Genomic DNA, 12432 nt, shown 5'->3' with positions numbered 1-12432 from the left:
CAGCATGATGGAAAATAGGCTGGCAAATGGACTTGTTATTTTTTGATTGTGCCTAATCCAAATAAGTTCTAGTCCCATGTGAATTTAGTTTAATTTATATCCTTAAAAACATGATGTAAATCTAAGTGTAATTTTAATTGACTTGTCAAAAATATTATATTAATTTAATGTTGACTAGTCAACCTTCTGAAAACTTTATCAGATCATAAAAAATAAATATAAAGCCCTAATTTCTTAAAATTCCAACTTAGAAATTAGGACTTTTTATGTTTTATATAATCAAGAAATTTTTCAAGTATTGGTTTTTGATAGGCTTTCTCCAAATAATTCTGTAGCCGCAAAAGATGTTCATTTATCATAATAGTTCCTCCTATATGTTTTTATTATCTTAAAATAAATATAAGTATAATAAAATGTGCTGCTAAATGTTAATTAGCCAGCACATTTTCTATTATTATTCATTCTTTTTTTTATAAATAATCCTTTGTATACTTTTAGGTGACAAGTAATATATTTCAGAAAGACTTTTTATAGATAATCCAGATAAATAACCTTCATATATTCTTTTATTTCTAACTTGAAGTTCCAACTTACTTTGGGTTAATTCCCCCCACGTCCTTCTATTTTCTTCTTTCTTAGGTATATAAATATATTCACCATCAATATATTGTTGAATTATTTCTAATATATCCTCAGGGAAAATATCCCTAGCACTTGCATAGCTCATATATGCTCCTCCAAAATATAAATAATATTTTAGGTTTGAGCAAAGGCTATTTCATAATTATTTATTAATTGTTATGCAATAGCCTCTGCTATGCATAAATAACAGGCCTACTCAAAAAATCACGCTCCCTCTTAAATATGTGTATTGCATTTATAGCCATTAGCTTATATCTATATTATACATGTATTTTATAAAACTTACCATATCTGCCTTTTATATGATGGATAATATTTACAATTTAAAACTTCACTCTAAGCAATCTAGTTTCACAATAGCTTCCCGATTTTAATTGAGTTTTCAGAGAATTATGATTATAGTACCAACAACCAGATATTGCTTTTTTCTTTCTGGATTTCACAATTTTTTTTAGTTCCTTTAGTATATTCGTTCCAATTCCAAGTCTTCTAAATTCTCTTCTAACAAACATACCAATACTCTGCAAATCACTTCTTATTATACCTTTCTCAATTACACCAAAACCTACTAATTCATTATCTTTTTCTGCAATATAAATACATTCTTTACTTATATATTTATCTATATCTCCGAAAAAATCCTCACTATACTTTTCTACAATTTCCCTATCTGAAGATGTTGCCATTCTCAAATTTACACCCGTTTGATTACCATGGTTTATATCTAAATCTCTAGTAAAATATGCTTGCTTTTCTATTCTGCTAAAATTATCCAAACAAAGACTTAACAAAAACTCATCACCAGTTGGAACAAAAGCCTCTGATACTTCCTCAAGGTATTTTGCCTTCATAAAAAGTTCTTGTGCTAAATGGCTATATTGCTGATCTAAATTAAATGAGGTTATTAAGCTTTTATTGTAAATAGCACAATAACCTATTATTTCTTCCTTAAATATTATATTGTAAAAATTAGACTCAATAATATGATCTTCAAAAAACGAATCTATTAAAATATCATTTTCATAATAATATTTGCATATACGTTCCTTAACCTTTTCAAATTCACATATTTCAAATTTAACCATACCCTATTTCTCCTTCTCAATTTTATTAGTGTAAGTAATCTACAATGTTAACTTACTATTAATGTGTACATTAACAAAAGGAAACAGGCATAGAAATACTATACCTGTAAAATATAATCAATATTAATTAAACAACTTGTACAATAGATTCTATAATTTCTATATTTTCTACGATATTTAAAACATGTATTTCCATTTTATTTCTTACTCTTTTATTTAACGAATTATTTTCATCATTAATAAAAATAATCCCTCTTTCATGCAATTTTTTTATTTTGCTTCTTGAAATTCTAAGCTTATTGCTTAAAAGAGTATCTACTCTCAATTCTATTGGATACCTACAAATAATTTCGATAACAAGTTCATTTTTATTGATATAAAAAGCTTCTAATTCCTTTTGATTCACTTCATAATTTACATCCTCTAAAATAACTTCTGCCTTATTTTTATTATATATTCTTAAGTCAAAAGCATATTTTTTCACTAATTCTTTATCATTAGTTAAAAATTTTCCGTATTCTTGATTATTAATATCCACAGGGTTAATTCTCTCATATATTGTCATATTCCAAGTTGATTTACATTTTTCACACTGATGAATCAACCAAACATCAATACTATTTTTGTTGGCGTTTACCCTAAACTTCTCAGTATTTATATAATTTGTTTTTTGATTGCATTTGGGACAATTCCTTCTAACTACAGGTAATTTATCAGGTGATATTTCCCATTGATATTTTTTTAAATAGCTCATTTTGCTCCTCCAAAATTTTAAGTTTTTATTGGATTTGCAAAAGCTATTTCATTATATTTTTATAATAATGCAATAGCCTCTGCTATGCATTTAAAAAATCTCTAGTCATAAAAATTACCTCCAATCTTATATTAATTTTAACAACGTTGCATAAGATAAAAAACCTCATTTTTATTTCATAAATAAAAATGAGGAAATATCATTTATAGAATTAATACTTGCAGCATCATAATGATACTACTAAATTACTATAATAAAAAAATTGAAATATACTACCTCGTGTTTCTCTCAATTACCTTAGAATAAATATCTTCAGTAAGATTTAATCCCCCATCGTAGCCCACATACGTTTTATTAACAACTATTTTATGATTTATAGGCAAACTTACATAAAGTAAAACGCCTTTTATTTCATCTACTAAGTTTTTCTCCCAAGAGCTTCCCAATATTAAGATTTCTTTTGGTTTATGATATTTATCTAATATATCCTTATGAATTTTTCCACCATCATTCTCAAATAGTACTTTTACTTCTAAATCTTCCGATGTATTTTTAAATTCCTTCTCTATTAACTCTAGATGCCTTTGACTAGGTTCTTCTACCACATATTGAACTTTTGGAGTAAGGCCTAATTCATTTACTAGGAACTTAGTAATTCCCAAAGAGTAAGTAGAATCAGCAATTGTATAAAACTTATTAGGAAGAGTGCTTCTATTCTCAGTCAAAAAATCCACTGTACTTTGAAGATAATCATAAAATCTCTCTTCTTCTTGTTTTATAACATCATCAACTTTTTGTTTTTCTATTTTTCCAAAAGCCCCCACAGTTCGTAAAAAGTTACTAGTCTCAACAGCACCTATTGGAAGTGTTGGATAATGCAAATATGGGGTCCCATATTTCTTTTCAAGGTATTTTGCCGTATCTAATCCGGCCCATGGTGATAAAACCAAATTAAATTCTGCATTAGGTACTTCTTTCCATTCTTCTATTCCTTTTGAGGAATTTCCAAATAAAATGTTTACTTCAAAACCTATTTTCTCTAACAAAGCTTTTATTGCTTCTAAGTCCCCTCTCCAATAAGTGTCTTGATATGGTAAAACAGAAAAAACATTTACTAAACCCTTTTTTACTTTTGGTTCCACATCGCCGATTAACTGATCGACTATTGCTCTTATAACCAGTTCATGCCCTTTATAGTTACTTCCACTAAATCCGCCTGTAGCTGCATTTGCAACTGGAATTCCCCTTTTTCTATATTCTGAGACTACTTGGTCAACATCATCTCCAACAATATCTGCTGTGCAGCCTGTTAAAACTACAAAGAAATCACCCTTCATAACCTTCAAAGTTCCATCTATTGTATCTTTAAGCTTTCCTTCCCCACCAAAAACCACTTCTTTTTCTGAAGAATTTGTTGATGGTATAGCACTGCCACCAGCATATCCTTGGCCTTGATAACCAGAATGAGTACATAAAGCTTGAAACATTTTTGAACTGCATCCTGGACCTGCATGGGTAATTGGTATTGCATTTTTTATTGCCAACACTGTTTGTTGAGCACCTAGAGCACACACATATCTCGGTTGTTCAACTATATTACTCATTTACTATACCTCCTTGAAAATAGAATGGACTTTGCTCATACCACCATTTTGTATATGGAAATTTAGCATGTTTTGAAATATTTCGTATTAAATTCTTTGTTTGTATTGCTTGAAGAAGTCTTTCTCCTGTTTCTAAAACCCCATCATAGCCAACACCTATATTTGCATCTCCAGTCATAACAGTTGGAATTCCAAGTTTTGTCCCTAATCCTGCTATATTCCCATGTCTAACAATCAAAAGATCGGGTTTTAAATATCTTAATATATTTATAATTTGATGTGGCTGCTTATTGCATACATTATAATGCTTTATATCTCCATGAGTTTCTATTACATTATTTAAACTGTTAAGTCTTTTATCATTATTATCAAAGTGCTGGTCATGATGGAAGCTTGTTGCACCGATAACTTCCAGTCCCAAATCATTTGTTATTGATATCATATTATGGACGTAAGAAGCTCCCGCAAGAACATATATTTTTTTACCTTTAAGATTTTTTCTTAATTCCTCCAATTGAGGTTTTATTCTCTCCCTTTCAGTAATAATTAATTCTTCCACGGCTTCTTCCCTATTAGTTATCCTTCCAATTTCTCTAAGCCATACATCAGTCCATTGTATGCCAAAAGGTGTAGGTGCTTTAACTTCGGGTACTCCATACTCTTGCTCTAATATCTTTCCAGGATATGTACCTAATGTTTGGCAAACATGTGTGCTAGCTACAGCTTCTGATAATTTCTCCAATTGTTCAACAGTAGACAATTGAATTACATAATTAGGCCTTAAACCTATTTTAGCAAAAAGTGAAGTAAAAACATCTGTACCTGCAAAATTAAAAACGTTAATTAGGTCATCTTGCTTCTTTTTAGGAGGTTTCACAATTTTTCTTAATACTGAATGAAATGAGGCATCAAAGCCTGTTGTCCATATTTTCGATTTAAAACCTTCACAATATACTCCGATAACAGGGATTCCCAATTCCTTTTCTTTATCATTAAGTGCACTTTCTACATCATCTCCAATAATTCCTGATGCACAAGATGTAGTTACAAATATTACTTTAGGATTAAATCTTCTATAGGCCTCATCGAGTGTTGCTTTTAACTTTTCAATACCGCCATATACTGTATCTTTTTCTAACAGGTTTGTAGTTAACGCTTGAATGTTAGTAGCTTTAAGCCCTCTAGACTCTAACCTGCCTCTATTTTCTGTATTAAAATTTGCAAAATCCCCTGCACAACCTATAGGACCATGACTAACAACTGCAACATCTTTAATTTGTGCTACTTGATTAAAAGCTCTTTGAGCAGAACAATCTCCGCATTGATTAAAAGAGCCTTCTTTGCATTTTAAAACACCTGTGTTAGATTTTTCATTTAAATCGCTAGCACTTCCATTATATGAAAGCAATGATTTCAACCTATTTTCGCGTATCTCTACTTCTGGATTTATTAAATTAATTGTAATTGCCATTTTACTACCTCCATGCAAAATATTTTTAACGTATTTATCACTCTAATAAAATTAGTTTTTTAAAAAGTCTAAGGCAAATGCTGAAATAACGTTTGTCCCAACTTCTAAGCTATTTTCGTCTGCAGTAAACTTAGGATTATGATTAGGATAAACAGCACCAATACTCTCATTTCTTACTCCTAATTTAAAATATATGGACGGAACTTCTTTTGCATAATATGCAAAGTCATCAGACCCCAAGGAATATCTATCTGTCCATATTACATTTTCATTACCTAAAATATTTGTAGCTGAACTTGCAAATTTCTCAGTAATTTCTTTATCATTAACTACAGCAAAAATCCCCAATCCACCTTCTACATGAGCTTCAGCATCTGATGCACTAGCTATGCCTGTAGCCGTTCTTTTTATACGATTAAAAATATTTTCTACTTGTTCTGAACAAGCAGAACGAATTGTACCAGTTATTATTGCTTCTTCTGGTATAATATTTGATTTCCGCCCTGCATGGAAAGTAGTAACTGATAATACTGATGGGATCAATGAATCTACTTCTCTACTTATGATTGATTGAAGTGCTTCTACAACCCTGCACCCTATTAAAACAGGGTCAATAGTCTGATATGGAGCTGACCCATGGCCGCCTTTTCCTTTTATTCTTATTTCAAACCCTCCTGCAGCTGATGCAATTACCCCGCTTTTTAAACTAATTTGCCCCACAGGTACATCATGAAATACATGAACTCCAACAAAAGCATCGACTTTAGGGTTTTCTAATGCTCCCCATTTATATATCGTGTTATACCCACCCGGTCCACATTCTTCAGCAGGCTGAAAAACAAATTTTACATTACCAATTATCTGTTCCCTAAAATGTTTGAGCACATAAGCTGCTCCAAGTACAGTTGCAACATGAAGGTCATGTCCGCAAGCATGCATTACATTTTTTATAGCTGATTTAAACTCAAGTTCCGTTTCTTCTTCTATGGGCAAGGCATCTATATCAGCTCTTATTCCTAATGTTTTTCCTTCTTTCTCTCCACGTATTATTGCTACAACTCCAGTACTATCTCCAAGATTAGAAAATTCAATGTCATTTTCCTGCAAAAATTTTTTTATTACTTCTGAGGCGTGATATTCAACATTTGATAATTCAGGATACTTATGAAGCTCTCTTCTAATTTCTACAAGCTTTGGATATACATCTTTTGATAATTCCTTTAATCTTTGATACATATATACTCCCCCTTACTTACTACCTTTTCAACTTGACTACTTATAGATTAAAAGGTGAAAAAAAATAGGCCATATACATCTATTTTCTAAGATGTACTGGCCTCCAGTATTTCTGGTCAACATTTCACTTTCTCTTCTTTTATTTTAGTATTCAATAATTGAAAAGAAAAACTATATCATTGTAATTCGATATGTTTTATAGTATTTTTATTTATTATAATGCCATAATTATACATTGTCAAGCTAACATAAATACATAAAAATCATATTTTTTCTTTTTTATATTATGCTAATTCTTAATAATATGATTGAAATTGCATTATGTAATAACAATAAACGAATGCTTTTTATATGATAATAATCTCCGTCAAAGTTTTTTAATTTATTGACTAAGCAATGAGAAAAGTCATGGATCGTGCTATCGCTCTCCTTTGCATTAAAAATTTCTTAAATGAAATATAGTTTTAGGAGAATGATAGCACTTTACTTAATGTTTTACATTGTCATAAATATCAACATTCCATCTCTTTTAGTTGGGCTTCATCTAAACAATATATACTACCTCTTGCAAATCCTGTTTTAAATAATATACATGTTAATCCATTTTCATATCTGTCTATTTCCCCAATATCACCAACTTGAATTGCTCTACTTTCATCTACAGCATCTACATAAACTACTCTTACAGTTTTCCCTTCAAATTCTTTAATCATATGAACGCACCCTCCTTGGATGATAACGTTTCTATTCACTGTTATTTTATGCATTTATCTGAATATTGTGTACTAATTAAGAAATACTCTCATATAATAATAATGTACCTTAAGTTATTAGTCTCCTTTCAATTATATGCCCCTATTTTAGGGGCTTTTTTAAGCTACTAAGATTTTGGGACTTTAAAAATATGGGTATAATTATGTTAAATAATTATAAAAAGATATAAAGATTCACCTCAATCCTTATATCTTTTCCTTACCTCTATAATATGTTAATCAAATAAACAATTGGTATATAAAACCATTAAAATCCACAAAATATTTTTTCTATATCAAGTTCATTGAATAACATTGTTACAATTGCCTCATAATCACGTAACCTATCTGTCTTCTTTATTTTTTTAGCATATTTATCACTATCTGCAAACATTCGTATCATATAAAACCACAATTCTTTCATTTTATATAACACATTTTTATCTCCAGAAAGCACTTCCTGATAGGCTTTATAGATTTCATCATGAAATGCCTTCATTTCCTGCTTATTTATTTTATGATTATCGTTAATTTCTAAAATTAATGCTGGATTTGCAATTAGTCCTCTACCTAACATTACTGCATTTAAACTTGGATAGTTCTCAGCTAATTTTCTGTAATCCTTGGTATTAAAAATGTCTCCATTATAACAAACAGGATTTTTACTTAATGCTAACGCATCTTTAAATACCTCCATATTAGGTTTATTCTTGTAAAAATCAGTTTGTATCCTTGGATGAATAATAAGCTCCTCCAAAGGATATTTATTAAAGATCGTCATTAACTCATAAAATTCATCTGGTGAGTCTTTTCCTATTCTTGTCTTTATTGAAATCTTTGCTGGTACCTTTGAAAATATATCCTCTAAAAATTCATCTAGGAGCTTTCTTTGAGCAAGAAATCCTGAACCTTTATATTTTGCTACAACTGTACCAGCTGGACATCCTAAATTCAAATTAATCTCATCATAACCAAAATCTATAAGCTCCCTAGCTGTACCAATGAAATACTCTGAATTATTTGTAAGTATTTGAGGTATTACAGGCATTCCCTGATTGTGCTCAGGTATTACATCATTTAATTCTCTCGACGTAAAACTCTTATTTTTAGTTGGTGAAATAAATGGAGTAAAGTATTTATCAATTTGTCCAAAAAATTTTTCATATGCATTTCTATAGATATATCCAGTAACACCTTCCAAAGGTGCAAAATAGTACTTCATATAATAAAACTCCTCATTATAAGTAATTCACATCTATTTTATCTAACAAATATATTTTTGTATAGCCATGTAATTATTTTTTAGACAATTTCACTCAAAACTGAATCTATACTTGCTTTCACTTTGTTACTTACAATTATCAAATTATTTTCATAACCTATTTCGTTATTTGTTTACTAATAGCACTAAACATTTAATTAATTTTATTTAAAAGCCAGGCCATATTCTTACCAATTGATTCCATGTTCTTCATACCTTCAATATCATTAAGCACTTCACCAACTTCTTTTCCATAAACCATATTCCAATAAGTTCCTCCAACTAGATACATTTGCATATAGTGTAAGAAATAGTTCATAGTATCAAAGGCACGTGTTGCAGCACCTCTACGAACTGCTACTACCGAAGCACCTACTTTTTTGCTTAAAATAGCACCATTAGCGCTAGATACCATACCAATCCTTTCTAACAAAGCTTTCATATTTGCTGTAACATCTGCAAAATACACTGGTGAACCTAAAATAATTCCATCAGCTTCAATCATCTTTTCTATACATTCATTTACAATATCATTCTTAAAAACACATTTATTATCTTTGTTTTTAAAGCAAGCTCCACAGCCTGTACATCCACTTATTTTTTCATTAGCTAAGTCAATTAATTCCGTTTCTATTCCACATTTTTTTAATTCACTAAATATTGCTTCTATAATCATAGAAGTATTTCCATTTTTTCTTGCACTCCCATTAATAGCTATAACTTTCATTTATATATCACTCCTACTTTTTATTATTGTTTTAAATTATCATATTTTATGTTAAAATCTATTTAACATGTTGTACAACATAGTCTTATTATATTTTATATTTATAAATTTTTATAATACCAATACCACATAAGTATATAACTAAAAGTTATAACAGGAGGCAAGTATGATTAGCGTTGATCAAATGAAATACTTTATAGATATAGTTGAACAAGGCAGTCTAAATAAAGCTGCGCAGCATCTATTTATATCTCAACCCGCACTTACTAAACAACTAGGAATTTTAGAAAAATCCATGCAAAGTACATTATTAACAAGAACTCCTAATGGAATAAAATTAACTCCTTCAGGCAGATATTTCTATGAGCGCTCAAAAGTAATTATCTCTATGATTAATGAAACTATAAATAAAATTGAAGGATTTAACAATGAGAATACTATCAGAATTGGTGCACTTCCAAATTTAATAACATATTTTTTGCCCAAATATGTTGATAAGTTTAAAAATATGAATCACGAAGTATCTATTGAAGCCATGGATACAAATAGTAAATTAATTACTGGTTTAGATGATAATTTGTTCAACATAATTTTTGTGTCTGATGCTATAGAAAAGACTAACTATATCACTATTCCATTAATAGTTGAACCATTTTTCGTAGTAATGAGTCGTGGGAATAATTTAGATAAGATTGATGAAATTGATTTTTTTACAATAATGAAGGAAAAGTTAATTTTATACAAGGACCCTTGTCCAATAAGAGCAAAGATTAGGGAGCATTGTAGTCTTATGAATCTTATGCCTAATATTATATTGGAACTTGAAGACACTGAATCAGTTATTAAATATGTTGAAAAAGATTTAGGTATAACAATCTTGCCTGAAATGGCTGTTCGAAGTATAAATAACCCATTAATAGTAATACGCGAAATCAAAAAATTTCCGATCCACAGAGTAATTTCAGCAATAATAAAAAAAGAAGAAGGTTCATTTTTTTACCAATGCTTTTATAATAATTTAGATTTTCTTTATTTGTGGTTAAGGACTTATCTAATCTTAATAAGTCCTTTTATAGCTTATATGAATATCGTTTTATTTTCTTTCAACTCTATCTGCTAAATTAATATAATTTCCTTAAAATTTAATAGCAGCCGAAAAACTGTTATCACTAAAAATCGTACAACTTCTTTTCTTATCATAAATCTAAATATATGTAATATCCTATTTTAATTTTATACCTTCAAACACATACTTTATAAGTTCTTTTATGAAAGTTTCATTAACCTCATCTCCTGTAATCAACAATCTATAAAATAAGGGTCCAAAAATCAAGTCCATAACTAATTCTATATCTAAATCTTCCTTTAGTTCTCCTCTTAAAATCCCACGCTCTAAAATATATCGAGAATCAAGTCTACGAGGCTTAAAATATATTGCTCGATAGGTTTCAGCTAATTTTTGATCAGATTGGCCTTCGGCAATTATCTCATTAATTACCTTCCCTTCCCGACTAATTAAAAATTTTGATAAATTATTTACTTGAATTATCATATCTTCTATAACTGACCCTGTATCAGGTACTTGAAGTCTAACAACTGCAGCATCAAAAAAAGCATCCATAACTACAGCTGCCTTGTTCGGCCACCACTTGTAAATAGTAGCTTTGCTAACTCCAGCCCTATCAGCAATCTTTTCAATGGTAACAGCTCCGAAACCATTCTCAAGCAATAAATCGTAAGCAGCAGAAAGAATTGCATTCTTAGTTTTTTCGCTACGAGGACGCCCTAATTTTTTCTCCATTCTAATTACCTCCACTATAATTAATTTCATTAATATAATTAATAAACTATACGTCCATTATACTATATATATTTCAATTATCAATGTTCATTGTTTATGATTACTAATTAGTGATTTATTTTAAAAGTTCTTAAATTCGAATCAAATAAATTTTAAAAAACTATTTACAAAACTGAACGTTTAGTATATTATATATTTATAAACTAAACGTTCAGTTTTAAAAATGCACTTTATTATTTAGTAAGATAATTTGATTTGATGCCTAATTTGAATAAAAACTATCATTAGTCACATCAACACCTGTTAAATAATAAAGTTTGTAAATCTTATTAAATTTATGTATATGAGGAGGAAAAATAAATGAAAGTTGTAGCATTTAACGGAAGCCCAAATAAAGAAGGTAACACTTATCATGGAATAAAATTAGTTATTGATGAGTTAGAAAAGGAAGGAATAGAAACAGAAATAATTCACGTAGGAAATAAATCTATAAGAGGATGTATCGCTTGTGGATATTGTACAAAAAATAAAAATGGTAAATGTGCCATTGCTACTGATCCAGTTAACGAGTGGATTGAAAAAATGAAAGATGCCGACGGAATTATCTTAGGCTCACCAGTACACTATTCAGCAATTGCTGGAACAATGAAGTCATTTTTAGATAGAGCTTTTCGTGTAGCTGAAGCCACTGATAGTATGTTAAGACTTAAAGTCGGAGCTGCAGTAGTAGCAGTAAGACGTGCAGGTGGAATTCCAACCTTCGATCAGTTGAATAATTACATTAATCATTCTGAAATGATTATCCCTACTTCAAACTATTGGAATGTTATTAATGGAAGATTAGCAGGTGAGGTGATGCAGGACGAAGAAGGAAAACAAATAATGAAAATATTAGGAAAAAATATGGCATGGCTTATAAAACTTATTGAAAATGGGCAAGGAATTATTGAAAAACCTGAAAGAGAAGAAAAGATTTTCACCAATTTTATAAAATAAATTATTGTTTTTCTTATCAACTTAGATAATTTTTACTACTTGTTGTGCTAGATTTTATCTCTTATAATTTCAAACATTTATTCAATTAAATATATTATTATAA

General features: G+C 29.5%; 12 protein-coding genes. 2 read left to right on the top strand and 10 right to left on the bottom strand.

Annotated elements, in window-relative coordinates; all coding sequences use genetic code 11:
- Window positions 1-454: 454 nt before the first annotated feature.
- The 9 genes from COL3_RS21810 to COL3_RS21770 all read right to left on the bottom strand — a co-directional run bounded on the left by COL3_RS21810 (window position 455) and on the right by COL3_RS21770 (window position 9532).
- Window positions 455-727 carry a CD3324 family protein gene (locus COL3_RS21810; protein ID WP_008421174.1) on the bottom strand — a complete coding sequence of 91 codons (273 nt, stop codon included), beginning with the start codon at window positions 725-727 and terminating at the stop codon, window positions 455-457.
- 238 nt (window positions 728-965) lie between these two features.
- The gene (locus tag COL3_RS21805) at window positions 966-1727 is read right to left on the bottom strand and encodes a GNAT family N-acetyltransferase (protein WP_008421177.1); all 762 of its coding nucleotides are present in this window, start codon (window positions 1725-1727) and stop codon (window positions 966-968) included.
- A 127-nt stretch (window positions 1728-1854) separates the two neighbouring features.
- On the bottom strand, window positions 1855-2481 hold the full coding sequence (locus COL3_RS21800) for a DUF1062 domain-containing protein (RefSeq protein WP_008421179.1): 627 nt from the start codon (window positions 2479-2481) through the stop codon (window positions 1855-1857).
- Between the two features lie 272 nt (window positions 2482-2753).
- A complete protein-coding gene (locus tag COL3_RS21795; RefSeq protein ID WP_008421181.1) occupies window positions 2754-4085 on the bottom strand; it encodes a nitrogenase component 1 in 1332 nt (443 codons plus the stop codon).
- Complete coding sequence (locus COL3_RS21790; RefSeq protein WP_008421182.1) at window positions 4078-5556, bottom strand: nitrogenase component 1; 1479 nt, start codon at window positions 5554-5556, stop codon at window positions 4078-4080. The genes COL3_RS21795 and COL3_RS21790 overlap by 8 nt, the downstream gene beginning before the upstream one ends.
- Window positions 5557-5607: 51 nt before the next feature.
- Window positions 5608-6792 carry a M20 family metallopeptidase gene (locus COL3_RS21785; protein ID WP_008421183.1) on the bottom strand — a complete coding sequence of 395 codons (1185 nt, stop codon included), beginning with the start codon at window positions 6790-6792 and terminating at the stop codon, window positions 5608-5610.
- Between the two features lie 512 nt (window positions 6793-7304).
- Complete coding sequence (locus COL3_RS21780) at window positions 7305-7505, bottom strand: hypothetical protein (RefSeq protein ID WP_008421184.1); 201 nt, start codon at window positions 7503-7505, stop codon at window positions 7305-7307.
- Window positions 7506-7812: 307 nt separating this feature from the next.
- Window positions 7813-8766 (bottom strand): tRNA-dihydrouridine synthase family protein, encoded by a 954-nt coding sequence (locus COL3_RS21775; protein WP_008421185.1) that lies wholly within the window; start codon window positions 8764-8766, stop codon window positions 7813-7815.
- A gap of 193 nt (window positions 8767-8959) precedes the next feature.
- The gene (locus tag COL3_RS21770; RefSeq protein WP_008421187.1) at window positions 8960-9532 is read right to left on the bottom strand and encodes a flavodoxin family protein; all 573 of its coding nucleotides are present in this window, start codon (window positions 9530-9532) and stop codon (window positions 8960-8962) included.
- Window positions 9533-9698: 166 nt separating this feature from the next.
- Here COL3_RS21770 and COL3_RS21765 point away from each other — a divergent pair, with 166 nt between their 5' ends.
- Complete coding sequence (locus tag COL3_RS21765; protein WP_008421189.1) at window positions 9699-10652, top strand: LysR family transcriptional regulator; 954 nt, start codon at window positions 9699-9701, stop codon at window positions 10650-10652.
- Window positions 10653-10754: 102 nt separating this feature from the next.
- On the opposite strand, the gene COL3_RS21760 is transcribed toward COL3_RS21765, so the two are convergent.
- Window positions 10755-11333 carry a TetR/AcrR family transcriptional regulator gene (locus COL3_RS21760; protein ID WP_008421190.1) on the bottom strand — a complete coding sequence of 193 codons (579 nt, stop codon included), beginning with the start codon at window positions 11331-11333 and terminating at the stop codon, window positions 10755-10757.
- A gap of 360 nt (window positions 11334-11693) precedes the next feature.
- Here COL3_RS21760 and COL3_RS21755 point away from each other — a divergent pair, with 360 nt between their 5' ends.
- A complete protein-coding gene (locus COL3_RS21755; RefSeq protein WP_008421192.1) occupies window positions 11694-12329 on the top strand; it encodes a flavodoxin family protein in 636 nt (211 codons plus the stop codon).
- The last annotated feature ends 103 nt before the right edge of the window (window positions 12330-12432 follow it).

The sequence above is a fragment of the Clostridium sp. LS genome (assembly GCF_002760435.1).
Lineage (GTDB): Bacteria > Bacillota > Clostridia > Clostridiales > Clostridiaceae > Clostridium.
This window is presented reverse-complemented; position numbering and strand designations above follow the sequence as displayed.